This is a genomic window from Schaalia radingae (assembly GCF_900106055.1).
In the GTDB taxonomy this organism is placed as follows: domain Bacteria; phylum Actinomycetota; class Actinomycetes; order Actinomycetales; family Actinomycetaceae; genus Pauljensenia; species Pauljensenia radingae_A.
This window is the reverse complement of the sequence record NZ_LT629792.1, coordinates 219,519-244,754: the sequence shown is the minus strand read 5'-3', so window position 1 is coordinate 244,754 and position 25,236 is coordinate 219,519. Positions and strand designations below refer to the sequence as shown.

30 protein-coding genes are annotated in these 25,236 nt (G+C 55.4%); 22 read left to right on the top strand and 8 right to left on the bottom strand.

Translation table 11 applies throughout. The features are described 5' to 3' along the window. Positions 1–36 precede the first annotated feature (36 nt). The 9 genes from BLT69_RS01130 (at position 37) to BLT69_RS01095 (ending at position 8,261) form a co-directional block, all read left to right on the top strand. The gene (locus BLT69_RS01130) at positions 37–840 is read left to right on the top strand and encodes a ParA family protein (RefSeq protein ID WP_092648168.1); all 804 of its coding nucleotides are present in this window, start codon (positions 37–39) and stop codon (positions 838–840) included. 7 nt (positions 841–847) lie between these two features. Further along, the gene (locus BLT69_RS01125) at positions 848–1,150 is read left to right on the top strand and encodes a hypothetical protein (RefSeq protein WP_157886287.1); all 303 of its coding nucleotides are present in this window, start codon (positions 848–850) and stop codon (positions 1,148–1,150) included. Between the two features lie 71 nt (positions 1,151–1,221). After that, the gene (locus BLT69_RS01120) at positions 1,222–2,385 is read left to right on the top strand and encodes a coiled-coil domain-containing protein (protein WP_092648166.1); all 1,164 of its coding nucleotides are present in this window, start codon (positions 1,222–1,224) and stop codon (positions 2,383–2,385) included. Positions 2,386–2,529: 144 nt separating this feature from the next. Beyond that, on the top strand, positions 2,530–5,172 hold the full coding sequence (locus tag BLT69_RS01115; protein ID WP_092648165.1) for a VaFE repeat-containing surface-anchored protein: 2,643 nt from the start codon (positions 2,530–2,532) through the stop codon (positions 5,170–5,172). Positions 5,173–5,282: 110 nt separating this feature from the next. Continuing rightward, positions 5,283–5,618, top strand: a complete 336-nt coding sequence (locus BLT69_RS01110; RefSeq protein WP_074026236.1) for a glutaredoxin domain-containing protein — start codon at positions 5,283–5,285, stop codon at positions 5,616–5,618. 2 nt (positions 5,619–5,620) lie between these two features. Next, complete coding sequence (locus tag BLT69_RS01105; RefSeq protein WP_257590357.1) at positions 5,621–6,556, top strand: C40 family peptidase; 936 nt, start codon at positions 5,621–5,623, stop codon at positions 6,554–6,556. 20 nt (positions 6,557–6,576) lie between these two features. Further along, complete coding sequence (locus tag BLT69_RS01100; protein ID WP_092648163.1) at positions 6,577–6,957, top strand: single-stranded DNA-binding protein; 381 nt, start codon at positions 6,577–6,579, stop codon at positions 6,955–6,957. Positions 6,958–6,986: 29 nt separating this feature from the next. Then, the gene (locus BLT69_RS10770) at positions 6,987–7,124 is read left to right on the top strand and encodes a hypothetical protein (RefSeq protein ID WP_157886284.1); all 138 of its coding nucleotides are present in this window, start codon (positions 6,987–6,989) and stop codon (positions 7,122–7,124) included. Between the two features lie 3 nt (positions 7,125–7,127). Beyond that, positions 7,128–8,261, top strand: a complete 1,134-nt coding sequence (locus BLT69_RS01095) for an ArdC-like ssDNA-binding domain-containing protein (RefSeq protein WP_092648162.1) — start codon at positions 7,128–7,130, stop codon at positions 8,259–8,261. 136 nt (positions 8,262–8,397) lie between these two features. Here the strand turns inward: BLT69_RS01095 and BLT69_RS01090 are convergent, their stop codons facing one another. Further along, positions 8,398–8,958, bottom strand: a complete 561-nt coding sequence (locus BLT69_RS01090) for a Fic/DOC family protein (RefSeq protein ID WP_257590356.1) — start codon at positions 8,956–8,958, stop codon at positions 8,398–8,400. Between the two features lie 8 nt (positions 8,959–8,966). Between BLT69_RS01090 and BLT69_RS01085 the strand changes: the two genes are divergently transcribed. Beyond that, positions 8,967–9,215, top strand: coding sequence for a GNAT family N-acetyltransferase (locus BLT69_RS01085; RefSeq protein WP_257590355.1), 249 nt, complete (start codon positions 8,967–8,969; stop codon positions 9,213–9,215). A gap of 105 nt (positions 9,216–9,320) precedes the next feature. Continuing rightward, positions 9,321–9,938 carry a VanZ family protein gene (locus tag BLT69_RS01080; protein WP_092648160.1) on the top strand — a complete coding sequence of 206 codons (618 nt, stop codon included), beginning with the start codon at positions 9,321–9,323 and terminating at the stop codon, positions 9,936–9,938. Positions 9,939–10,163: 225 nt separating this feature from the next. On the opposite strand, the gene BLT69_RS10765 is transcribed toward BLT69_RS01080, so the two are convergent. After that, positions 10,164–10,406 carry a hypothetical protein gene (locus BLT69_RS10765; protein WP_157886282.1) on the bottom strand — a complete coding sequence of 81 codons (243 nt, stop codon included), beginning with the start codon at positions 10,404–10,406 and terminating at the stop codon, positions 10,164–10,166. A gap of 4 nt (positions 10,407–10,410) precedes the next feature. After that, positions 10,411–10,650 carry an antitoxin VbhA family protein gene (locus tag BLT69_RS01075; protein WP_092648159.1) on the bottom strand — a complete coding sequence of 80 codons (240 nt, stop codon included), beginning with the start codon at positions 10,648–10,650 and terminating at the stop codon, positions 10,411–10,413. A 506-nt stretch (positions 10,651–11,156) separates the two neighbouring features. Between BLT69_RS01075 and BLT69_RS01070 the strand changes: the two genes are divergently transcribed. Further along, a complete protein-coding gene (locus BLT69_RS01070; RefSeq protein ID WP_157886279.1) occupies positions 11,157–11,822 on the top strand; it encodes a DNA-processing protein DprA in 666 nt (221 codons plus the stop codon). 753 nt (positions 11,823–12,575) lie between these two features. On the opposite strand, the gene BLT69_RS11225 is transcribed toward BLT69_RS01070, so the two are convergent. The 3 genes from BLT69_RS11225 to BLT69_RS01050 all read right to left on the bottom strand — a co-directional run bounded on the left by BLT69_RS11225 (position 12,576) and on the right by BLT69_RS01050 (position 14,174). Then, on the bottom strand, positions 12,576–12,854 hold the full coding sequence (locus BLT69_RS11225; protein ID WP_157886277.1) for a recombinase family protein: 279 nt from the start codon (positions 12,852–12,854) through the stop codon (positions 12,576–12,578). A gap of 136 nt (positions 12,855–12,990) precedes the next feature. Then, the gene (locus BLT69_RS01055; RefSeq protein WP_257590354.1) at positions 12,991–13,845 is read right to left on the bottom strand and encodes a nucleotidyl transferase AbiEii/AbiGii toxin family protein; all 855 of its coding nucleotides are present in this window, start codon (positions 13,843–13,845) and stop codon (positions 12,991–12,993) included. Further along, positions 13,842–14,174: a transcriptional regulator gene (locus BLT69_RS01050; protein WP_092648155.1), complete on the bottom strand. Its 333-nt coding sequence runs from the start codon at positions 14,172–14,174 to the stop codon at positions 13,842–13,844. Before BLT69_RS01050 ends, BLT69_RS01055 begins: the two co-directional genes overlap by 4 nt. A 270-nt stretch (positions 14,175–14,444) precedes the next feature. Here BLT69_RS01050 and BLT69_RS01045 point away from each other — a divergent pair, with 270 nt between their 5' ends. From BLT69_RS01045 to BLT69_RS01015, 7 genes are all read left to right on the top strand, one after another. Beyond that, positions 14,445–14,681: an antitoxin VbhA family protein gene (locus tag BLT69_RS01045; protein ID WP_092648154.1), complete on the top strand. Its 237-nt coding sequence runs from the start codon at positions 14,445–14,447 to the stop codon at positions 14,679–14,681. Continuing rightward, positions 14,678–14,881 carry an antitoxin VbhA family protein gene (locus BLT69_RS01040; RefSeq protein WP_092648153.1) on the top strand — a complete coding sequence of 68 codons (204 nt, stop codon included), beginning with the start codon at positions 14,678–14,680 and terminating at the stop codon, positions 14,879–14,881. Before BLT69_RS01045 ends, BLT69_RS01040 begins: the two co-directional genes overlap by 4 nt. Next, positions 14,878–15,699 carry a Fic/DOC family protein gene (locus tag BLT69_RS01035; RefSeq protein ID WP_092648152.1) on the top strand — a complete coding sequence of 274 codons (822 nt, stop codon included), beginning with the start codon at positions 14,878–14,880 and terminating at the stop codon, positions 15,697–15,699. Before BLT69_RS01040 ends, BLT69_RS01035 begins: the two co-directional genes overlap by 4 nt. Next, on the top strand, positions 15,699–16,256 hold the full coding sequence (locus tag BLT69_RS01030) for a recombinase family protein (RefSeq protein ID WP_092648151.1): 558 nt from the start codon (positions 15,699–15,701) through the stop codon (positions 16,254–16,256). Before BLT69_RS01035 ends, BLT69_RS01030 begins: the two co-directional genes overlap by 1 nt. Positions 16,257–16,722: 466 nt before the next feature. Next, a complete protein-coding gene (locus tag BLT69_RS01025; protein WP_092648150.1) occupies positions 16,723–18,690 on the top strand; it encodes an HsdM family class I SAM-dependent methyltransferase in 1,968 nt (655 codons plus the stop codon). A 4-nt stretch (positions 18,691–18,694) separates the two neighbouring features. Then, positions 18,695–19,795 carry a restriction endonuclease subunit S gene (locus tag BLT69_RS01020; protein WP_092649043.1) on the top strand — a complete coding sequence of 367 codons (1,101 nt, stop codon included), beginning with the start codon at positions 18,695–18,697 and terminating at the stop codon, positions 19,793–19,795. Beyond that, positions 19,795–20,367, top strand: a complete 573-nt coding sequence (locus tag BLT69_RS01015) for a recombinase family protein (RefSeq protein ID WP_092648149.1) — start codon at positions 19,795–19,797, stop codon at positions 20,365–20,367. The genes BLT69_RS01020 and BLT69_RS01015 overlap by 1 nt, the downstream gene beginning before the upstream one ends. A 345-nt stretch (positions 20,368–20,712) precedes the next feature. Here the strand turns inward: BLT69_RS01015 and BLT69_RS01010 are convergent, their stop codons facing one another. Further along, entirely contained in the window at positions 20,713–20,973 is a 261-nt protein-coding gene (locus tag BLT69_RS01010; protein ID WP_092648148.1) for a hypothetical protein, read from the bottom strand. Positions 20,974–21,499: 526 nt separating this feature from the next. Here BLT69_RS01010 and mobC point away from each other — a divergent pair. Genes mobC through BLT69_RS00990 form a run of 3 tightly spaced genes read left to right on the top strand, consistent with a single transcriptional unit; the run spans position 21,500 to position 24,148 of the window. Continuing rightward, positions 21,500–21,916 carry a plasmid mobilization relaxosome protein MobC gene (gene mobC / locus BLT69_RS01000; protein WP_092648146.1) on the top strand — a complete coding sequence of 139 codons (417 nt, stop codon included), beginning with the start codon at positions 21,500–21,502 and terminating at the stop codon, positions 21,914–21,916. Continuing rightward, a complete protein-coding gene (locus tag BLT69_RS00995; protein WP_092648145.1) occupies positions 21,913–23,730 on the top strand; it encodes a relaxase/mobilization nuclease domain-containing protein in 1,818 nt (605 codons plus the stop codon). Before mobC ends, BLT69_RS00995 begins: the two co-directional genes overlap by 4 nt. 25 nt (positions 23,731–23,755) lie before the next feature. Continuing rightward, positions 23,756–24,148: a DUF4913 domain-containing protein gene (locus BLT69_RS00990; RefSeq protein WP_154955734.1), complete on the top strand. Its 393-nt coding sequence runs from the start codon at positions 23,756–23,758 to the stop codon at positions 24,146–24,148. A 25-nt stretch (positions 24,149–24,173) separates the two neighbouring features. On the opposite strand, the gene BLT69_RS00985 is transcribed toward BLT69_RS00990, so the two are convergent. Further along, on the bottom strand, positions 24,174–25,220 hold the full coding sequence (locus BLT69_RS00985) for a hypothetical protein (protein ID WP_092648144.1): 1,047 nt from the start codon (positions 25,218–25,220) through the stop codon (positions 24,174–24,176). Positions 25,221–25,236: the final 16 nt, after the last annotated feature.

Here is a 25,236-nt window from a genome sequence, read left to right as displayed (position 1 = left end):
CCGCAATCGCTGGTAACCCTACTGGTAAGGAAACTCATGTTAACAATTGCTCTTTGTAACCAAAAAGGTGGTGTCGGCAAGTCAACTACGACCTACCACCTTTCACGCGCGGCAGTGCTTGACGGAATGCGCGTCCTTGTGATCGACCTGGATCCCCAGGGCAACATCACATCTTCACTAGCACGCCACCCCGTAGGAGAAGATCAAGCAGGACTAGCTGACGTGCTCTCACATCGGTCGCAAATGCCTATCGCAGACGTCATTGTGCCCGGACTGTGGGAGGGAGTAGACCTCGTACCCACCACAGGCGAAGCACTACCAGTAGTACGAGATGAACTGGTAGTAGCAGGGGCAGGCCGCGAAAGCAGGCTAGACACCGCCCTCAAGGCCGTCGAACACGACTACGACCTATGCCTCATTGACTGCCCTCCATCCCTCGATCAGCTCACCATCAACGGCCTCACCGCAACAGATACCGCCCTGATCGTTACCCACTCGAAACTGTGGTCAGCCAATGGATTGGCACGCCTGCTCACCTCGATTGAAGAAATCCGCCGCTACTACAATCCACACCTCACCATCGGCGGCATCATCATCAACCAACACGAGGCACGCACCACCAGCGGTGGTCACTGGCTCAACGAACTCAGCGATGAAGCCGAAAAACGCAGACTCACCATCTTCGACCCGCCCATACCCAAGAGGGTAGCCATTGCAGACAGCGTAGAAGCCTCACAGCCACTAGAACAGTGGCCCACCCGTGATGCGGCCGCTCTCGCCACCATCTACACCGACTACCTCCACGCCATCTGCCATCATCACGAAACCAAGGAGAAATGACATGCACATGAGTAAGCCACAACCCCGCAGATCCGCGCTGACCGGACAAACGGTAATTGCACCGCGCGACAATGCACGCAAGACCGAACAGGCTCCAGTCAGCAAGCAAAAAATCACGATCACGTTAGACGCGCACATCGCTAACGCAGCACGCGGTGCATACCTGAGCGAACTCCCCTACGACGGGCCACGCACATGGAGCCAATGGGTCGAGCGAGCACTCAAGAAAGAAACCACCAGCGTGAATCATCGCCTGAATCATGTGGCTCTCCCACAGCCACCGGGAACCCTACCAGTAGGGCCACGATGAAGCGTTCACACACTCGACCAAATATAACTTTCCCGTTATCCTCTGTAGAAGAAACAACCCGTGGAATCCAAATGAACACTACTAACACTCCAGCCGTTGAAGACCGCGGTGACGCTGCCCCGAACACGTCGGAAATCAAACCCGCATGGTACAAGCGAAAGCTTGTCCTGATAGCCCTCAGTCTCGCCCTGGTTGCTGTCCTTGCAGCCGTGAGCCTCATCTGGCATGCTCACGCGGCCACCGCCCAGGCACGCTCAGCCTTTGAAGAAGCACAAGACGAGAACACGCAGGCGCAAACGGACCTGCGCCACGCGCAGGCGGACGCTGACGCGCTCACAGCCATGCTCACCGATCGTGCGAGCGACCTTCAGGCCGACGAGTGCAACGCGGCCCGCCAGGCCGCACAATCCGCCCCAAGCGCGCCCACAGTTGATAACGCCAGTGAGCTCACCCGCGCCCAGCTGGAAAATGCAACCAAGAAGCTCACCGCTCACACCGATACTCTCACCGCCCTCACCAAAAGGCTCAAAGACGCCAACACGACCATTGAAAACCAGTTGGGCGAGCGGGCGGAGGCTGACCAGGCCGCAGCAGACAAGCAGCTGGCCGACGCGATCCAGGCAGCTAAGACCGCTCCGCGTGAAGGCGTGGACTCCACCATGCTGAAGGCGCTCGACGACGCGCTTGAAACCGCGCAAACCGACGCCCCACAATCAGGGGACACAGGTCAATCAGACGCGCAGTCCGCATCTCAACCCGAATCCACACAGTCCAATAGCACGCTGGCAGTATCCGACTCGGTGCGAGCTCTCCACGACCGGTTCGAAGCTATCGACGCGACCCTCACTCAAGTCACCGTGCTAAAAGAAGCTACAACGAGCGTCAATGAAGCACACAAGAATTGGGCCGACACTCAAGCCAAAGCAAAAGCGCAAGCCGACACTAGGCAAGACGCAGGAAACACCAGCCCATACGACGACAACACCGGATACACCAGTAACGAAGGCTCCAACGACTGGAACGGAGGCAACGCAGTCGGCAACGGCGGCTACAGCGACGGCGGATCAAGCAGTGAAGACGTGTGCGGCGGAGGCCAATACTGCTACAACCCCAACTTCCCCGAATGGATACAAGATAATACAGACGGAAGCTGGCACCACCAAGTAACGCCAGACGAAAACGGCAACGTGATAGGAGATGTTCAAGGCGAAATTTGCGTCGGAGACTGCAGCTAGTCTTTTTTCGTAAAAACATTCCGATTTGCCCGCTCAGCACCATGCTGGGCGGGCAAATACTGTGCGCGCACTATCGACGAAGTAGCTGAGATCCCAATAAGTGGGACTCAGTGATCACTGACAATCAACAGATGGAGCGAGTTCATGTCTACATCGACCATCGGATGCCACTGGCGAGATCGAGCACTGAAAGTGGGAGCAACAATTGCCGCTGTTGTTCTCGCTCTCGTCGCAACGGTATCCGCACAACTACCTACTCATGCTGCTGGTTCGTGGGTGCGCGGCGTTCCTATCGGAGGAAGCGTAGGCTGGCTGGGGACATGGATTCCCTATAGCGGCCAGCCTGTCCCCGGTCTGTGTATTCAAGCAGATGCGGTGAACCCGTCGGCCTCGATCGCGGTCACCCCTGGAGAACTGACCAGCCAGCCTAATCTTCGGCGCCCAGCTGACTTGAGCGTGAATGTCGCCGAAATGGCGTACATCATGAAGAAGTGGACTCCAAAATCCCTGGAGTTCTCTAACACGGACGTGGACGCGGCAGCGACAGGATTCCTCGCTCACGTGAATTTTGAGAGCAGCGCGCAGGGAGCGGAAAAGTCCCAGCAAAACGTTGACTCCCTCCTGGGCCTCGCGCCCGAAAGCGTGCAGGCACGCGCCCGCCAAATGGTAGCCGAAGCAAAAGCCAAGAGCATCGTGGGCTGGGAAGCAGGCGAACCGGAAACCACCGATCACATGTACGGAACGCTTGACGGCATCAGACTAGTGAACGGTAGCGGCAATCCTGTCGCGGGTTATCCGTTCACTGCCACGCTCAATGGTCCGGCTGTGTTCGACGCGACCGGCACCAAGACCTACTCGGGAAAAACCGCCTCTACACCTATTACCGGTATCAAATGGCACTCAACAGGAAATGGTACCGTTAGCGCAAGCGTCACATTCAAGAACATTACTGCTCCCGTGTTGGGCTTTGCGGCTCCTGGTGGAGCGAATCAGAACGTCATCTATGACGTTGCGAAACTAACTGCTCAGACTGTGACTTCTCCGTCGTGGGATGTGATTTTTGATTTCCGTCCGCAGGGCGTGTCCAACGTGGAATCAGCAAAGATCGTGGATAGTGGTGCGGATTTGACTGACACGTTCACACCAAGCGCAGACCCAGACTATGGAGATGGCAAGTGGTTGAAGGTTGACGGCACGAGTGTGCCCGTGACCTACCGCGCGAGCGTGTACTTCGTTTCACCAACCGATCTACCCACAGCGGCTGACGGGGCACCAGAAAACGCAGAATTAGTCAAATCGCTCACCATTGAGGCGGACGGGCCGGATACGGTACTGACTGCCAACGCAGGCGCAGCACCTAAGGATGGCTTCTACACATGGGTATGGCAAGTGCAGGCGGCCGACCAAAATGCCACCTGGGCCAAGTACATCAAAGCCGACTGGAAAGATGGCTACGGTATCGCAGATGAAACGACATCCGTCCGATATGAGGGGCAGATCGATTCTCAACTCAGTATCCGTGACACCAAGGCCGGCACCTACCTGGTAGATGACGTGTGGGTCACAGGCATGCCTTCCGATCACCCCAACTTTGAAGGCGCAGCAGGCTTCAAGGCAGACGAGAAAGAAATCTCTCACGAAGTACTGTTCTTCCCGGCTGGCCTTGAAGTAACCCAAGCGAACCGTGACAAGGCTGAAAAGATCGGTGAAACCGTCACCATTCCAGCCAAGAACGGCTTCTACCCCAGCATTGGTGATACTTCCTGGATCGCCAAGGAAGACGCGGACGGCAAGCTGAAAGCAGGAACCTACGTGTTCGTCTCTACCTTCGCTGGCGACGACCGCGTTCAGCCTCTAGCAACTTCCGTTGAAGACCAGACCGAACAGTTCACTGTCACCGCTGAGCCCGGTATCCACACCACCTTGACGTACAACGATGGAAAGGGCGAGGCGCCTGGGTATGGCAAGCGTGTCCTGATCGACGAGGTTGCTTACACCAATCTTGCACCTGGTAAGGAATACTCTCTGACCGGCACTCTCATGGATAAGGAAACCGGCAAACCGATGCTGGACTCGGATGGCAAAGAAATCACGGCCACCACAACGTTCACGCCTGAAAGCGCTAACGGCACTGTCACGGTCGCCTTCGAAGTGGACGCAGCACTGTTTGCCGGCAAGACCACGGTCGCATTTGAGGAACTATTCCAGGATGGCAAGAGCATCGCTATCCATGCCGACATTACCGATGAAAACCAAACCATCACGTTCGGTCCGGGCCCCAAGCTGAAGACCACTTTCACCGGCCAGAACGGTGACAAGACGCTCACGCCCGCCAAGGACACCAAACTGATCGACACGGTATGCGACGCGAACGAAATGCTCACTCCTGGAGTTGAGTACACGCTTAAGCTCAAGATCCACAACAAGACCACCGGCGAGATGGTCACGGTCGGCGGCAAGGACTATGAGGTAACTGCGAAGTTCTCGCCCCAGACCCCGCAAGATTGCGGCAAGGTAATAGCCACGCTCGACACTACAGGCATGGCAAACACCGAGCTGGTTGCCTTCGAATACGTCTACGACGCTGACGGCCAGCTAGTAGGCACTCACGAAGACCCGAACGACGCCGACCAGACGATCAAGCTCAAAGCCTCTGATCACTCCGGCGGCGGCGCGGGGCGCGACCTGGCACGAACAGGTGCCACCACCGCTCTGAGCGGCGCAGCAGCGCTACTACTAGCAGGAGGCGGCGCACTCACCCTTGCCAAGAGGCGCAAATCAGCCTAACTCTCACCTCCTAAGATGACGGACGTGGCCCGCAGGAAACCCTGCGGGCCACGTTCCTAGTCCCCCTCGACTGCGGGTGGCCTTGTGCGCACACACCATACGTCACCAGTATGGACGCCATCACGATCTACACCACGCCGCACTGCCCAGGATGCGCACTCACTCGCCGCACCCTCGACAAAGCGGGAATCTCCTACGACCACATTGACTTAAGCCAGCGGCCAGACCTCATAGAGCGCTTCAAAGCCGAAGGCCTCCTATCAGCCCCAATCATTGAAACCAGCCAGGGGCGCTCTGCCGGCTTCAGGCCCGACCGCATCCGCCAAATCATCGCTCTAGCAGAGCCATACACTCAACCCGACCAGAACGGGCCTACCAGGAAAGCCCGTACAACCGGTCCCGCCCAACCCAATGCGCACCGGCTTGAGCCGCATCAAGGGCGATGAGCGTGAAAAAGCTTGTCGGCATACTAGCCGCCATCCCGCTCACGGTTATTCCATTGATGATGGCTGGAGGAGAAGAAGAAAGAGCCGCATCATTAAGTGGCGTGCCAGCTGAGTACCTGGCGGCCGTGATGAAGGCGGGAAGCATCTGTAAGGAAATCACTCCCAGCTTGATTGCCGCACAGATCGAAGCTGAATCAGGATGGGATCCTCACGCGGTCAGTCCGATGGGCGCGCAGGGCATCGCGCAGTTCATGCCTGGCACGTGGAAAACACGTGGCATCGATGCCGACGGTGACGGCACCGCAGATCCCTTCAATCCCGATGATGCCATCGCCAGTCAAGGCGCCTTCATGTGCGCGCTGGTCAAAACCGTCACAGGCTACACGCGCAGCGGGCAAGCAGATGGCAACACGATTGACCTGGCACTGGCCGCCTACAACGCGGGGCCTGGAGCCGTGCAGCAGCACAGGGGTGTACCGCCCTTCACTGAAACACAGGATTACGTCGCACGCATCAAGCGCCTCGCAGGCAAGTACACTCAGGCGTCCCCTTCTTCGTCGTCTGTTGTGGCCACAGCCCAGAAGTACTTCGGCGTGCCCTACGTGTGGGGAGGCACCAGCCCCAGCGGCCTGGACTGCTCAGGACTGATCGTGCGCGTCTACGCCGACCTCGGCAAGCCACTGAACGTTCGAACCGCACACGACATCATCACCACAGCGGGCACCACCATTGCGCAAGACGCCATGCAGCCAGGCGACCTCATCGGCTTCGCCTACCACGGAAGCACCCACTACCACCACATCGGGATCTACGCCGGAAAAGATCCTCAAGGACAACGGCTCATGATCCACGCACCAGACGTGGGAGGGCATGTCGAACAGGTGTCTCTGGACACCGCGTACTGGCTGGGCATGACCTGGACAACCATCCGAATCTAAAGAAACCACGAAGGAGAAAAATGAGCTACATAATCCGAGCCGGAAACCTCGCCGGCCCCGTCAAACTCATCATGAACGACGACGGTACCTACAGCGGGCGAGTAACAGTCATTGTCAACGACCGCGCCAAAAACACTGAAACCGGCAAGTGGGAAGACGTGGCCACCACTGCGTACTACCTCCGCCTCAACGGCAACGCGGCCGTCAAGCTACACGACTTCCATGACCTTAACGGCAACGCGGCCGTCATCTTCGCCGGCAGCTATCGCCAGCGTACCTACACAGACGAAGAAGGAAGCCAGCGAACGGCAAACGATGTGTGGGTCGATCACATCGGAGCAGACCTCACCAGGCAAGAGCTCCACATCATCACCCAACCCACCACGCAAAACGACAAATAATCCAGTCCACACTCTTTCATGAGGAGAAAATGATGAAACCCCAATACACCACCCTCGAGCTCGTCGAAAGCCTCATTGAGCAAGTCGAAGCACAGCAAGACCAAATCGACGCGCTCACCAGCAGAGTGGAAGCTCTCGAAACAGGCGAGCAGCAGGCGGGCATGTAGATCATGGCGCGCCCTAGCAAGACCGACGCGGCACGAGCCCAACGCGAAGCTCAACTCGCCCTGGCCCACGCAGAAATAGCCGAAGCAGCCAGCACGTTCACAGACACTCAAGCCTGGAAAGACATGCTTGACTACATGGCACGAATGCCACGGTACTCATTCCGCAACCTCATCTGGCTACACACGCAAGCCGTACAGCGTGGGACTATGGAATCATCGTTCGCCTCCTACACTGCCTGGAAGAAACTTGGCAGGCAGGTCCAAAAAGGCGAAAAGGGTTACAAGGTACTGGCACCCGTCATATACAAACTGCCCTTCCTCAAAAACAGCGACAAGCCACTCAATAAAGCCGAAGTAGACAAATACGACACGAAAGACATCATCTGGAAGAAAGCGATCACAGGATTTACCGTGCGCACAACGTTCGGCTACCAGCAAACCGACGGTGAACCAATTAAAGGCAAAGACCTCCCGCAAGTAACTGGCGAACGCTCAGAAGAACTCTGGCAACGCGCACAACAAATCGTCAAAGACCTCGGCTACAAATACGAAGAAACAACCAGAGCTGCCCTTCATGGCGCCTACGGAGTCACCTCACGCCCTCTCCTCGACGCAATGGGAGACAAAACTATCCAAGTGGCAACAGACGCGCCAAAAGGGCACCAGTTCAAGACGCTCATTCACGAAATCAGCCACGCACGCCTCCACATGGATCAGGTCAATACAGACATGCACAGGGGAATCAAAGAAGTGGAGGCTGAATCGTGCGCCTACCTCGTCAGTAGGTACTTTGGCCTCGACACGGCCGAATACTCCACCGGCTACATAGCAGCCTGGTCGAAAGCGGATGAAAACACCATTCTCGCTACCGGCGAGCGCGTCGTCGAAAACTCCAACTGGCTCATCGAACGCCTCGATCCACAAACGCCCAGTGACCACGCTGTACAAACCCTCGAACACGTCAAGCAACAACAAGAACACCAGGAAGCCAAGCAGGAAGCCAGCGACAAGCCAACCAGGCGACCGCTGCCAGGCATCGGACAAACACCACAACTCACCAAACTCAAACACCCCACACACCACCCAACCCCACGCGGCATCTCGTCACAAGAGACAAGCCATGCGCGCAGCAGGTAACGGAGACAATCACGAAAACGGACGTGCTTTATACCCTGCGTCAGCAGGGAACACAAAAGGACGCCGCCCACAGGAGATCTCAAATCTCCCAAGGGCGGCGCTTTACTCTACATATCGCTTAACCTACATTGCTTGTCTACATGCCTCGACCATGCTTCGGCCGCGACGCCCGACGTGCATGCACACGCCGATTAGAAGCAACTCGTGAACGGCTCGTGCGCCCGAGCGTACCGCCATTCATTTTCAGTAAAGACTGCACCTCTTGACCACGATCCTGTACAGGAACAATACCTGTACGTTTGACGGTGATCGCATCAAAAACTGGTATGAGATAATCAGGAACTGGTTGCAGGGAGCCTAAATCGGGGCCGCTGAGCATGCTGGCGTAATTCCAGTCATGCGGTGAGACCAAGGCAAAATCTAAAGAGTAGTTTGACTGCTGCGCGACATGTTCCAAGAATACTTTCGCGGTACGCCCATTGCCTTCACGAAACGGGTGGGCCTGATTCAAATCAGCGAATACGCTGGCAAGACGCTCACAAAAGCTCTCACGATCAATACTCTTCCACGGAGTAGAAGCTACGCCTGAATGCACATGGCGAAGGTACCAGTCGATTTGACCTGAATAGCAATCAGCAAAACTACTCCTTCCCTTCGTCATGTTCACGCAGCGGTACTCGCCGGCCCACTCATACACATCTTGGAGTGTATACGGATGATTTCGGTACACGTAAGGGTGATAACTGCCTGGTGGCTGATTTCGGCGGCAAGTTAGTAGGAGCGGTTTGGACAAGGATAATGGACGACTATGGCCATGTGGATGACGAGACGCCTTCCTTTGCCATTTCGCTTTACAAAGAGTATCGCGGTCAGGGGATCGGCTCACAGCTTATGATGAAGATGCTCGAACTGCTGAAATGGCAGGGATATGAACGAGCGTCCCTGGCGGTGTAGAAAGAAAACTACGCCGTGAAGATGTATAAGAATGTCGGCTTCAAGACGGTCGATGAAAATGCCGAAGAATACATTACGGTGTGCGAATTATAAGGAGATGTGTTTATGGACTGGGAATTAAGTGGCAGGCATCTGTTATGCGGGTTTGCTCCTATTATCGCATTATTGGCGGTGTACTTTATTTTTTTACATTTGAAAGAGAGAAGACGGAGGTTTGGTCATATTGCCATTTCTTGTGTGTTTTGCTTCTATTTGACAGGAATATTGACGATGACGGGGATTTGGTATATGTCAGCTTTTGATCCGAGAATCGTATATATTCCTTTTGTGGATATGGTCAGAGGCCCAGTTGATACTATACTCAATGTCGTTCTTTTTATTCCCTTGGGGATATTTCTTCCATTGCTTTATAAAAAGTTCGATAAAATGGGAAAAATAGCTCTAGCTGGTTTTTTGATTTCGGCATCCGTTGAAGTTGTTCAGATGTTTGGATGTGGAGCGACAGACATCAATGATTTGATAGCCAATACAGTGGGTGCTTGTTTGGGCTTCTGCATATATAAAATGCTATGTAGGATTATCCCGGAATCGTATTTAGAAAAGATTCAAGTAGATGGTTCACAATGCATATATGAATTGGTGATTTTTTGGTTATGTACACTTTTGGTGATGATAACTATACAGCCACAAATATATCATGCATTGTTTACTGCCGGCGGCTAAATATAAAGATGGAATTAATCAATAACGAGGAGAAAAAGATCTGGCGGCCACGAACTGTGACTACCAGTTTCACGGGGAGATCGATATGTACACACAGGCAGCGAAAAAACCGAAGACCTTACTCCGTAACGGTGCATACGGCATCGTTATGAGGGTGTGCAAAAATGCACACGGGGGTGTTCATCGTTAAGGGGTAGAAAAAGGCTGCCGTTATGTTGTATCAAATTAGACACGGCAACAGAACAGATATGCGTGAATGGCGCACACATGATCAGCATCAAACGTCTTCGCAATAGTGACGTTGCCTCGAATAAGATCAACCGCGCGCGAGGATGTGTCCGTATACTCCAATTGCGCCAAGACGCCCGCGTCACGCTCACCGTACAGATTACGGAGCGTACCGTTGCCGGTCTCGGGATCAACCGTTTCGGGATAGAAATACGATCCCCAGCTGTCAAAACGTGCCATTTGACTAACGTGCTGCTGACGAAACTCCAGCCATATGGCGCGCAATTTCAATACTTCGCTGACGGTATTCCTCGCGCGTAATCGCGCCGCGCGCATACTCAGTCAAGTTCTTCACATGATTGCGGGTAGGCTCAAATCCTTCATGCCATGCTGCAGCAAGTGACTGTCGCACAGCGTGATGTTCACGTTCACTTAGGTGCTCGAACAAATCGGGCCAGCGTAGCTCAACATCAAAGCTTTCCATTTCATGCCTCCTCACAACACCTCTATTATACTCGACTTTTCCGCATGATTCCAAGCAAAACGAGCCGTAACGCACGCGAACTTCACGCGCCAAGGTAACCAGTAGCAGCGCCATGTACGAAGTTGGTGAACTTCCTAGAACGCGGGCCGCGCACACGCGCGTGGCGTTCCTGTTGTCAGGGCTGATTGCATCAATCAGCCCGTTCACCTTCGGTGTGGCTTCGCCGCTTTCATAATCGTCATCCCTTCGGGATGCGTTCTTATAGGTGTTTTATCCTCGCTGGCTTTCGATTATCGCTCGCCGGCACCCTGGCAAGCCCCACAGGGGCTGGACGCACCGGACTCTCGCGGCATAAACCGCTATCGCTATTTATTCCACGTTCCACTGCGCCCACACAAGGTTGCCAAACCGCCTTGCACTCGCCTCAAGATCTCATTTGCCAGCGAGGCAAAAACAAAAGGTCCCACACAGAAAGGACAAGTCCGATGCTCACAACCATGACACACATGAGTACCACGCAGAATCGAACATTTCGCGTCTCACTCAAGGCCCTCCGCACGACAAGCAGTGAACATGACCGCATCAGCGCACGCGTGCGTATGAACAATGATGCACAGTGGGATGACCTCATTTCACGCCCGATCGTCGCCCTGGTGGGAAACCGTGCGTGCACTGGAAGCGCCGCACAAGTGGCTTGCACATTGACACGCCGGCTCGTAGGTCACGAGGTCACGCTCATGTGCGACAGTGGGATCGGAATCTCACAGGCCGTCATGGAAACCGCACTAGAGCACGAAACTCCCATAATCTGCTGCCTCCCCTCAGGCCTAGACAATATCTACCCACGGGTAAACGCTCACACCTGCACTCAGCTCATCAACTGTGGAGGCGCACACCTGTCCTTGCGAGAGGACCACGAGCCTCCAGTGCGCAGCGCATTCCTCGATCTCAAGACGTTCATGGCCCGCACTGCCAGCATCGTTGTTGTCATTGAAGCCGTCCACCGCGGAAGCGCTGCATTTGCAGGATTACAAGCCAGAGCCTACGGCGCCTCGCTCGGAGCCGTGCCATGGCCCACCGCCTCAATGATGGCAGCAGGATCAAACAAACTCATCCAAGAAGGCGCCCACACGATCACCACCGCAGACGACATACTTGGCCTACTGCCTTAAAAATAGCGGATCGTGGTCTCCACTCTAAGCTGTAGGGGGGAGGCCGCGATTCTACGGCCGCCCGAGCCGAAGCGACTATCGGAACCTCCTGATTTTCCTCTCAGGATTCTTGCGACGCAGCCAGTGGCGACTGCCAAAGCACAGGGACCCATACGATGACGAAACACGTCAGCAGATCAGCAAGAGCCATCACAGCAATCGGAAGCCTTTGACGCCGCAGAGGCAATGCAATGATAGCCAGCGTTAGGGAAAGAGCCACGGGAACCCATGATGGAGAGCAAAAGTCTGCCGTAAGACAGCACGTCAGGCACAACGCCGATGCCTCAGGTGTTGGTAAAACCGTCCTGAAATCATCGCGGTACGCCCAGCAGAATCTCCATACACACACCGCCAAGGCAAAGAGAATCCATGCTCGAACACATCGAGTTACCTCAGGACTTGTTATTGTCAATCGCTCGAATAGCTCTCGCAACCAGTCGGCCGTTTTCCTCATGCCGAAAAGTTGAAGAAGATACGCCACGTTGGTCACACCGCGAGTGTCTGGCTTGAGTATAACTGCCAGTGTCGACCACGCATACACCGAGACCAAAAAGTCTCGAATTGAGTTCTTACGCATAAATTCCTGAGAAACAGTGCCGAGCATATCCATGACTTTCTCCTCAACGTGAGCAGTTTTCGCGAACACGTATCACTGTTGCGGCTGCAATCACAGTGACGACTTAGAAGCTTGTCACGACCTGTTGCACCTGTAGATCATCCTTCCGAACATCCAAGCACGTGAGCGACTTGCGTGACCGGAGTACTATCTTCATGCACGTGCTGAGCCGACAATTGTTGCTCGGCATTCAATGCTGAAGGCCGTCCGATGCGAGCTCCCCTCCTGCGGACAGCTTCCAATCCTTCGCGCGTGCGCGAACGAATCAAGGAACGCTCATATTCAGCGAACGCACCCGCAATTTCAAAGAGCAACCTGCCGCCTGGAGTCCTCGTATCAATTCCCTCGACCAGTACACGTAAATCAACTCCACGCACTGCCAAATATGCTGATCAAATCGATCAGCGATCGTCCCAGACGTGGGAGGCGTCGTCAAACAAGTCCAACTCGACACCACCTACTAGCTGAGCATGACCTAGAAAACCATCCGACTCCAACCGCACAGCTACTACCTCAAGGAGAAAGCTTTCCCAAGCTACGCCCTTGACCTAGTTCGTGGCGGTGTTGACCAGGCGGCTGACAATGACTGACAGTGCCGGCTTGGTCAGTCTCGCTGGCGTTTCCGGCCTGGCGGGGTGTGGTGTAGGGGTCTGCCAAGGCCATGATCTGGCGGATACGGTCAGGCCTGAAACCGGCAGATAGAGTGCCATCTTGGGCTTGGCCGCGAATGTTTGCCGCCCACGCCTTGGTGCGCGCTTTCACGTCGTCAAGCTGACTGGCTGTCATGCCGTAGACCTGCACTTCTTCGGGTTGGATGCGCTCGACGTTGTCGAGGTTTTGGGTGAACCATCTCAGGTCAAAAGCGGCATCAGCGTTACGGGCTATGTTCACCAGCTCCTTGTCACTGTATCTGCCCGAACGCCGGATCGCGTCTACGTCGAGATAGTCACGGGTCTCGGCCCGCGAGTACAGGGCACCGACCTTGTTAGCTACCGCGTCCTCAATGGCAAGCACGGGCCCGACCTCCAGCCGTACAGGTGGGTGAGCCCGCCAGTCCACGCCGAGATCCATGTCGGTACTGCGTCCCTGCTCACTGATGATGGTGAGTTGGGCAAACATGTCTTGGCGGCGGCGGGTCTCCACGGTATAGCCGGCCGCGCGCAGCGCGGCGATAATCCGGTCAAGCGAGGTGCCAAAGTGTGCCTGGGCCTGCTGAACGGTGAACAGGTCCACGTCTTGGGTAGGCCGATCAATCAATCCATGTTCACGGATCGCACCTGAGCCGGCCAAGGCGAAGTCGGCGTCGTCCCCGGCGGCCTCCAGCGCCAGGCGCGCGATGCGTCGCTGCTCTTCCGGGTCGCTGTTCACACAGTCACCCGAAGCTTGGGAAAGCGTCCTTCCCACAAGGCGCGCACGCGCGGGTCCATGTTCAGGATTGGCCACGTCTCGATGAGCCGGTTGCGGTTCATCAAGCGGCGCTGCTCGTCAGCGGTGCCTTCGGCGAGCAGTGCCTGGTAGGCCATACGACGCCAGCCCAGGTTCGACACATCCACGCCGAGGCGATCAGTCTGCCAGCGCACGTAGTGAGGCAAGTCGATGAGCCCGTCATAGGGGCCGTGCAGCTCGTCGAGCGAGGCGGGCGCGTCATAGGGCTTGATGTCGCGTAAGCGCATGCGGGTCGCTGTCGTCTCGCTCATGGCCTGCCTCCTTTTCATGTCCACTCCACTCTACCGTCTCAGCAGGAATCCATCCATCACAGGTTTGGGCGGAGTCTGGCCACTTTCTTGCCACCAAGCGTGCAGAATCGACCGATAATGCACACCTCCACTAGCGAAACTAGAAACCGCTTAAAACCAAGCAAACAAAACGTGCAAAACTAGCGCCCAAAACCCTACCCGTGCAGAACCGCCACCCATTGAGTAATGCACGCGCATGCGGTAGTATTTAGATAGCACGTGGGAGATGTTATGAGCACTTTCAACATTGAGCAACGCTGGCCTGATTTGTTCCACAATCTTGATGAGCAGCAACGACTCGGCGTGCGCAACACGCTTACCACATTGCGGCATGAGGGCTTCGAGGTAACCGAGCGAGATGTTGAAAACCTTACCGACTACGCTGCAGGTATTATTGACGCTAACGAATACAGGGTTAGAGCACACGCATCGGTAGGTGTGCGCCACAAAAGTGAGGAAACATTATGAGCGTGTCAGTACAACCGCGATTAGTAACTCCGGTTGCAGTGCGCGAGGCCATGTCGTTTGCAGATGCTGCGCTCGCTTTAGCTGGCCATACTGTTACGGACGCCCACATTAGAGATTTGCTTGAGCAATGCCTATCCGGACAGATCAGCGACGCTGAATACATCACCCAAGTCACCCAGCACGTCGACCGTGCACAGTGACCGGACAATACCGCTACTCCTGGAACGATTACTACATTCCAGGAACAACCACCCTGAGAAATAAATTCGTGACGGCAACCCACCCTTATGGGGAGCCCGATGCTAAAAAGCTAAGAGCAAAAGAAGAAGCCCTAACCGCGCTTCGTGCAGGCGAACTACGCTTACAACCCATCCGTGGCTGTTTTGATTACCCGCATATGAAAGCCATTCATTACCACCTTTTTCAAGACGTATATGAATGGGCAGGACAAGAACGAACCGCGCCAGATACGTTCATGGCGAAAGGCCACGCCGATGTGGTGGACTACCCTCCAGGAGACACCAGCGCACCATGGCGCACCTACTACTATTACCCAGCAGGACCCGCACTCACTGAAGCGGCAGAGAGCCAGTTTTCTTACATTAAAAACAACGACTACTTTCGCGGCTTAGACCATCGAGATTTCACAGAAGCGTTGGCTGAATCGTGGGGAGAAATCAATACTATTCACCCCTTCCGTGAAGGTAACACCCGTACCCAGTTTGTTTTCTACAGCCAGCTTTGCACTCACGCCGGATACAAACTAAACGCAGATTTACTCGCCCCCGGCAAGGAGCTGATTGAGGACTTCGTGGCAGCACGGTTCTACAGCCAAGCCACAGGAAGCAACACGCGATTAGCAAAAGTACTAGGCAAGGCCGTCACTCCATTACGGCCGCCACTGCCCAGCATCGAGCAAATGCCGCTGATCAAGAAGCTGGATTATCCGCTGAAACACGTCGCGCCTAAACCGCGTCGAAACAAGGGCAGGAATCACGGTTATGGGCGGGGGATGTAATGAGTCTTGTTGGGTATGCGCGTGTATCTACTCTTGAGCAGAATCTGGACGGACAGATAGACGCTCTCACACAAGCAGGATGTGACCGTATCTTCACCGACCATGCCTCGGGAGCTAAGACCGTGCGGCCAGAGCTAGACAAGGCGATGGACTATTTGCGTGAAGGTGACACGCTTGTGGTGTGGAAACTTGACCGCTTAGGCCGCTCACTGCCCCACCTTGTTGAAGTTATTGAGGACTTAGACAAGCGCGGCATTGAGTTTCGCTCCCTTACCGAATCGATCGACACCACCACTCCGGGTGGCCGATTAGTGTTCCACATGGCTGCAGCCTTTGCTCAGTTCGAGCGAGACCTGATTAAAGAGCGAACGCGAGCGGGCCTTGCTGCCGCGCGCTCCCAAGGGCGACTTGGAGGGAGACCCTCACTCATGACGCCTGAACGGTTAAAGACCGCTAGAGCCATGCGACAAAGCGGATCTAACAATGCTGCAATCGCTAGAGTGCTAGGCGTTAGCCGCTCCACCGTATCGAGAGCCTTAAACCCTAATAAACAGTGAAGGCCCTCGCGCGAAGGGCCTTCACTTGTCCCCGCTAACGCAGGGAGTAGATAAGCGGACGGACCTCTTAGATTGAAAAAATCGGGTCACCCCCGCACGCGCGAAGGAGCGATCCGCTACAACAAAGGCTAACGACACTTTCACAAAACCGCGATCAAAACTAAATATTGGTCTCGACGATAGGAACCAATCTTGCCAGGGAAGGCGATAAGGTTCGATCCATTACCGTCATGGAAGAAGGACGAGCCTGATTCCTCTGCGCGCGGCGACCCATACCAAGTAGTGATCTTTTTGGACATTACTCAAATAAGTTACCTGAACGATATCGTCAATTCGCGCGTTATATTACACTCCGCGTCATGTACAGTGATTGCGTACACCCTGTCCCGTGGTTTCATGCGCATAACAGCGCTTCCCTGACGGGGTGTACAGGATCGACCGAATAAGAACTTGAGGGTACAGCTCCATGTCACGCATCACGATGATCAATACCGTTGGGAAACAGTATGCAACTTCCAACATCGAGGGTGGTGAGTTCAGCTACGTTAAGCAGGCTGGCTCAAAGGAAAAACTCGCGAAGGTACTTGGGCGCACACCAATTCACCACAAGCTCGACATTCGATTCTTCGACCCAGAATCAAACACGGCGGTGCTAATTGAGACCAAGCAGCGCCAGGTGGACAACGACGTTGCTCAGCTCCGTGAGTACGCTGACGAGGAAAAGGCGTTGTTTCCTAGCAACAAGATCATTGCCATTCTCGCCAACACGACTAACGAAGAGCTTCGTGTCTGGAAGGACAATGTTGATGACGAGTCTGAGATGCCTGGTGAGACAGCTATCGACACAATGTCGTACTACGTCTCACTCTTTGAAGCGAGCCGCCAGAATAACCGCGAGCAAGTACTGCGCAACACCTACGCTCTCAACGAGTTGCTGCACAAAAAGGATATCGATGAGAAACTGCGTAGCCAGTTTGTTGGCACCACGCTGCTTTATGTAAAAGACGTCGTGAAGAAGCTCGGCATCTCCGACATTAACGAAGAAACTGCCGTGCAGCTGCGTGAATACTGGTCTACGTTTGATGAGGCGCAGATTCGCACGGGAATCGAGACGACACTGAATAATCTTCTTGATGGCTCGGATAACAAAGCCAAGAAGATCAAACTTCTACGGTCCAAGGTTGTTTCGGACCAGAAGGTGCGGGCCCTCAAGCTTGATGACTGGCTCGACATTCTTATTGACATAGTTACCGGTATCTACGCCTACATTGACGAGGACAGTTCTGAGGGGCAAGACCTACTCAACCTGTTCTTCATCGCCTTCAACAAATACACCGGCAAGGCTGACAAGAACCAGGCCTTCACGCCTGACCACATCACTGAGTTCGCTTGCCGTGTAACCGAGGTTAATCGCAACACGCGCATCTTCGACGGCGCGTGTGGTTCTGGCTCCTTCCTTGTGCAGGGCATGGTAAAAGCCCTTGCAGACTGCACTACAATGAACGGCACACAGCAACAAAAAGAGGCTCAACAGGTAAAGATCCGCCGCGAGCACATTTACGGTGTAGAGATCGAAGAAAAGGCCTATGGATTGGCAACAACCAACATGCTCATCCATGGTGACGGTAACTCGAACATCAAACTCGGGAATCTCTTTAAATCAAAAGACTTTCTCCTAGAAGCCGACCCTGATGTAATCCTGATGAACCCGCCATTCAATGCTAAGCCGCGTACGATCCCTGATCGGTACAAGACCAACTGGGGTAAGGCAAGGGACGGCAAAGAAGATCCCACAAAGGGCATGGTGTTTGTCCAATTTATTTCGGACTGCATCGTTGAGGCTAATACACAGAGGCAAAAGAATAACGAATCCACCAAAACTGTACGCATGGCAGTGATCCTGCCTGTTGCAGCCGCGATTGGTGTTTCAAAGATTCTCCAAGAAACTAAGCAGCGCCTTCTCGTCAATAACACGCTTGAGGCGGTGTTCACACTGCCAAATGAGATTTTCTACCCGGGTGCCTCTGTGTCTGCCTGCATGATGGTGTTTACGCTCGGTAAACCTCATTATGACGGTGAGGTACCGGCTAAAGATACGTTCTTTGGCTACTACAAGGACGACGCGCACATAAAAAAGAAGAACCTCGGTCGTATTGAACAGTTTGACGAGAAGAACGCAAGTAAGTGGAAATCCGTTGAGGAAGAATGGCTCAAGCTTTACCGCAACAAGACCGTCAAGGCTGGTATGTCTGCAATGCAGTCTGTTACGCACGAAGACGAGTGGCTTGTAGAGGCGTATATGGAGACGGACTACTCAGTACTTACCGCTAATGACTTCCAGCAGACGTTGAACAACTACCTTGCCTACCTCGTGAAAGAGGGGGCTGTTGTTGAAGGGGGTACAGGAGCAGGTGAGATTGACCGTGCAGACTAAGGAAATGAACCCATTTGAACTAGATACATCGGAGTGGAAGTTTTTCCTTCTCAAAGACTTGTGCGCCATAGACATGGGTAACAAGCTAGACTTTTCGGCAATGTCTTTCGATGACCCCACCGTAAACTTCGTGGGCCGATCAGCGGTCGACAACGGAGTTATGGGAAAGGTTGATGTTGTAACCGACCTCAACCCCTACCCAGCGGGTGCCCTTACCGTGGCTCTCGGTGGCAGCTTGGGGTCAACTTATGTTCAAGTAGAGCCTTTCTATACATCGCAAAACGTAGCAGTGCTTCAATTTGATATGGAGCATGTGTCTATCTACGCGCGCCTCTTCTTAGCGAACATGATTCACTTCGAGTCGCAGTTCAAGTACTTTCCATTTGGGCGTGAACTGAATAAGTACTTGCGGCGAACGTACGGGTTTAAGCTACCGGTTAAAAAGGATGCCGCTGGACACCCAATTATTGATCCAAACAGTTCGTACAGCCCTGAAGGATATGTCCCTGACTGGCAGTTCATGGAAGACTTCATTAAGAGTCTTAACCACAAACCGTTGACGACAAAGAACCCCGCCCCGAGCGGTCGATCCTCAGACTTGAGGCTAGATAATTGGGCATGGTTTTCGTTGGGCGGCCCTAACGGATTGTTCGATATTAAGAAGGGGAAACGTCTGACTGCTGCCGATCAGACGGAAGGAACGACACCATACATAGGTGCTATCGAGTCGAATAACGGTGTGTCTAATCGTATCGGCCAGGCCGCCATCCACGATGGAAACACCATCTCCTTGAGTTATAACGGTTCCGTAGGGGAGGCGTTTTATCAGCCAGATCCTTACTGGTCTACTGACGATGTCAATGCGCTCTACCTTAGACCTGAATACGGGGAACTGACACCTGCTGTCGGATTGTTCATTTCTACCATTCTACGGCAAGAGAAGTATCGCTTCTCTTATGGGCGTAAGTGGACCCTTGACAACATGAATGCCACCTCCGTCCAGCTACCTGTAACACCCGACGGAAAACCAGACTGGCAGTTCATGGAAGACTACATGCGTCTACTTCCATATGGAGACCGTATTCCCGAGGTCGGTGAGTCCTAATGCTCATCGGATACGCCCGTGTGTCCACGTCGAGACAGGGCCAAAGTCTCGACACCCAGCGTGAGGCGCTTATCGACGCTGGTTGCGACCCGAATCATATCTACACCGATACCATCTCCGGTACCAAGTGGCAGCGACCCGGGCTTGACGACGCGCTGGCCTACATGAGGCCAGATGACACGCTCGTTGTGACACGGTTGGACAGACTGGGCCGTAACCTTGCGGAGACGGTGAACACTATTGCGCACCTGGCCGAGCGTGACATCAATGTCAAGGTGTTAAATCCTGCTCTGGATACTTCACGTCCTGCTGACAAGGTAGTTCTCAATGTCATGGCCTCACTCGCGGAGTGGGAACGTGACCTGCTTATTAAGCGCACCCGCGAGGGAGTGGCTCACGCACGTGCGCAGGGCCGGGTCGCTGGGCCAAAGCCGAAACTAAGTGCAGAGCAGGTGCAGGTAGCTAAAGAACTCGTTGAGGGCGGCAAGTCGATAAGCTCGGTGGCAAGAACGTTCAATGTTTCACGACCGACAATCTACAGAGCTATCAAACGCACCAAGACCGACGCTTGACCCGATCTTGCGTCTCATGCACTTGCTTCTGGCGAAAGCAGGTCGCAAGTTGCCGATCGGTTTGTTTTATTTTGGCCGCGCGTTGCGCGGCGTGGTTCACGCGGTGCGTGTGCGGCCTGGCGTGTGGAAAACCGACACTCGCCTTGGTGTCGTATGTTTACCACAAGCCATGCCGACTGGCTTGCACCCAAGTGTGGACGGACATGCCGCCCACAAATGTGCACAACCCCTATTGACCACGCAAAGCTTGGCCTCACTTGCTTTAAGCCACCCGTGGTGGCAACAAGGAGCGCGCAAGATTTGTTTAAGGCGTGCTAACCCGAGTGGGTTAGCACGCCTTTGTTCTTACTGCTCATCCTCATCGCACGCGCTAGGCGCGGGCGCGTCGATCTTTCTTACCTTAGGTAGCTTCACTACGTCGAAGAAACCTGCGGCGTTTAACTCACGCTTGGTCCAGCCCGCGTCAGTAGCTGCCTTGTATGCGTCCTTGTAGGAAGATACGCCCGCTTCAAGTTGGATCATCGCTTGGCCGAGTTCGCGCACTGCGCGCTCCCTGTTCTCGTCGTGGTTCAACAGTTTGGCTACTGGGTTGAATTGGTTCGACATTAAATGTGTTCCTTTCACTTCATGAAAGCCAAGGGTTAATGGTTTCGCCCGTCACGTAGGTTGTGCGCGCACACACGCGCACAACCACCAAACCAAACCGAACCCACAACGCGCTCGAACAAGCGCAGACGACAACTACCGGCAACGCGGCCACACACACGCACACGACGTCTATCAAAAGCGATCGCGTCTCACAGCGCAGCACTGCGCGCTTGCGCTTCACCATCGCAACACAAGGGGGGCAACCACGCGCCTCGCCGTCGCACTCGCGCGCTCCACAACTCGCGCCGGAACGTATCGCAGACGCCGGTCACGCCACATCCATGTAGCTTGCACCCCAAGCCAAGTAATCGCACACGGTGCGTTCACTGCGCCCTAGCGCACACAACAGTGTGCGCGGTCGCCCGGGGAGCAAGCTATATGATAATGGTACCATTATCAGGCTTGCAGGTAGACACGGGGTTCTACCTGGTGCACACTAGGAGTGTGATCCCTTCGGGTCGCTACGCTGAGGAGACTGTGAGTGATGAGCGAGTCGGACAAGGCCGGTGGGCGGCGCGTTGCACCGCGCAATGTTCGTCGCGCGCCTAAATCGATCGGCGGTGTTCAGCGTTCGTCGTTGCGTGTTCACCTCACAGGTAAAGAGCGGGCGTTGCTTGAAGCTAAGGCGAACAATCAAGGCTGGTCCTTGTCTCGTACTCTCGTCCATGCTGCGTTGCATCCATCTTCGGCACAAGAAATTGATACCGACAATCTCGCAGAAGTTATTACCGACTTGCGCGATTACCGTCGCAAGCTGACCGGCTTGGCGAACAACCTCAACCAGCTCACTCGCTACGCTCACGTCAAACAGGAGTTGCCTCAACATATTGATTACGTGCTCGGCCAAGTTGAGCGTAGCGTTGATGAGATCAACTATTTGCTTGCGAGTGTGCGCCGATGATGCCCAACATTGTTGATGGCGGCGACACTGGTGGCCTCATGCGCTACCTGGTTGGCCCTGGACGCGCGAACGAACACTCTGAGCCACACCTGGTGGCTGGATCAAGCACCATCATGAACCGGTGGGGCGACTGGTCGGAACTCTCGCTTGCTCAAGCAAACGAGATAGCGAACTATCTCGACTCGTTCATGCACGAGACCGAACGCTTCGTGCGCGGACCTATCCGCAAGTTTGATCCTGAGATGGGTAAGACGCGCGTCGTTGACTACGGTCCAAACCACGTGTGGCACTGTTCGTTGTCTCTGTCCCCCGATGAGGGTCCATTGTCTGAGGACAAGTGGGCGGCAATCGCGCGCGACTTCATGGACGAGATGGAGTTCACCACCGCGTCGGGCAAGTCTGAGTGCCGGTGGGTGGCGATCCATCACGGCACGTCCAAGAACGGTGGGGACCACATTCACATTGCCGCGAACATTGTGCGCGAGGACGGCACTAGGTGGAACTCCTGGAACGATCAACCGCGTAGCCAGCGCGCGTGCAACACGCTTGAACACAAGTACGGGCTGCGCATTGTTGAGTCGCGCGAACACGCGCGCAGTTCTAAGTGTGACAGTGCGCAGGCACTGAATGCCGCCAGGCGGGCCGGCAAGCCGGTCACTGACCGCGCCGCACTGGAAACGCGCCTGCGTGCCGCCGCGAAGGCAGCGAGCAATGAGGTTGAGTTCATCGGCCGCGCGCGTAGCCTGGGCGTGCGGCTGCGCCCACGCTTTGCCAAGGGGCATACGGATGTAGTCGTGGGGTACTCTGCTGCCCTGCATACCAAGCCAGGACAGCGTACACAGTGGTACGCCGGTGGTTCCATCGCGCGTGACCTCACGCTGAGCGCGCTGCGCGAGCGCTGGCCAGACACCATCGACGCCTCCACTGACGCTGTGCGCGCATGGCTCGATGCCTGGAAGGGGATGCCGCTTGGCGCGCACCGCAGCGCCTACACGCCGGAGGAATGGCAAGGGTATAGGCGTGCGCTGGAAATCTACCGCGACGAGCTAGGCGGCATTGACCCGACTGATCCGCTTGCCTTGGCTAATGCGACCAATGATGTGGCCGGACTTCTGGCGGCCGCCGCGCAGCAATCGGATTTGAGTGAGGACATGCGCCGCGCTTTGGACTACTCCGCACGGCAGGTCGGCCGAAACGCACAGTTGAAACAGCGGCCCGTCACTCACCGTGGGACGAGCCCGTGGGTCGTTCTCGGTGCGCGGCTGCTCAGCACAGCCATCACTCCCAAGACCAGCAAGGTGAACTATGTACTCATGCTGGTGGAGGCATTGGAATTGGTGAAGACACTGGCAAACCTATATGAACAAGCGCGCCAAACAAACACCGCACACATGATCTTGCGTGACACGCGCACTGTGTACGACCGCTTACGCGCCGAAGCACCGCACACGGCTCACCAATCTCTCCAGGTCGACTCGGCAACCTTGCAACAAGACGTATTGCCTGAGCCGGCCGCAACACGCTCCGCGCCCTCAGTCCAGGAGGAGCCGGTGACAGTTGGAGCACCCTCCAACGGCGACTACTTTGAGCGTTTGCGCGCGCGCCATAAGTTCCTCGCGTTGCCCGATGGGTTCGGGACACCTGCTGAAGGCTCCAGCACCAGTGGCAACGAGACTGACCATGATGAGAGAACATCCAGGCGACCGTTGCCAGGCATCGGGCAAACACCACAACTGACCAAACTCAACCACCCCACACACCACCCGACCCCACGCGGGCGCACGCCCGAACGCGGGCGCGGCCAGTTGCGCTAGTGTGCGCACGGCCCACGTTGTGAGCATGGACGACGAAAACGATGAAAACGCATCTTCAGAACTCTTGTATCCCACGCTTGACGCCTTCGTGGAGGATCTCCTGGCGCGAATCTATGACCGGTTCCTGCCAACGGGACGGCTGACGTGGTGCCCCCAGTGGTGGAAACACGCCGAAGCGGTCTACCGTCTGCAGGCTCTATGGCTGTCATGGGAATACATGCGAGTGCACGATGGGCCGATGGCATCGGCACAGTGGCTGGTCTCGTATGCTGATCCAATCATGAACGTCCTGTTTGACAATGACGGGCCATTCAAGGGATGCAGCGTCACGGGTGGTCACCGCGACCTGCGATATCACCCTGATGGGCAGCTGCCCTGCGATCCAGCCGACCCAGAGATTTTCGCCCCGCGTAACTAGCCATAGGGGGCAGCCGACGCCTGGATCACATGTGCCGGGTCTGCACGCGCGCCGATTTCTGAGCTCGCGGGGTGGCGCGACGTGTGGATGTTCTGGCGACGGTGCTTATCGCTTGCCTGACAGGGGTGTGCAGGCCCTTGTCGGCCGTGATGGCTGCCCGCACCGACTGAGGATCCGCACCCTTATCCAGCAGCGCCTGAGCGTGCGCCTGGCGCGCCTGCAGTGTGTCCCACGCGGCTTGCTCGCTGTGGCCGGCGTGCCTTGCCTCGCTTACTTCCTTCACTGTGTTTTCACCGCCAGGGCTCATACTGCCTTGCTTGTCTGTTTCCAGGGCTTCAGATGCTTCACGAGTCTCGATGCTCGCATTCTCGCGTGCACGGCCCAGTGCCCTTTCAGCCTGAGCCTGCTCGGCTTGAGCGGCCTTAATATCGGGATAGATCGCACGAATACGCGCATCCACCTGCTCACTGTCACCGAGCCATGCCGCTAGGTCATGTTTCCACATATCGTTCAGCCACTGCGGTGTACTGTCTTTTTGCTCGTGCACGTAGTGGAGAATTTCCTCGCGACGTTCACTGCCAGCCAGCTGCTCATACGTGCGGTACAGCACGTCCTGGACAACGGGCTTAACGTCCTCCACATCTTCGCTATCGAGGACAGGCGCCACCTTCAGGGCCTGTTCGACCCGTGGAATATCCTCCACGTCCCTCATTGGAGCGGTGACCTCAATTCCCCACCGCTCTTTCGCCTCACGCTCACACCTTCGCGCGGCCAGCCCCGCCTGCGGGTCAATGTCGCTAAACCTTTTCGCCACGCCGTACACGTAGACAGCTTCATCGCGTGATGCACTGTCCCACCAGTGTGACGTGAGCGCCTCCGAATACACCTTTTCAGCCAGCGCGCGCTCTTGCCTAATCGCCCTGCGCAAAGCTTGCTCGTGGTAGGTGGAAGACTTCTGGGCCGCGCGCAGGGCCTGCTCGCGACGCATTGCCATGAATCTGCCTACCGCCATCGCTACCCGCCAGGCACGCGCCATCTCCGCACTCGTCTCATTAACCACCTGATCTGCCATCACATGCGCCTTTCTA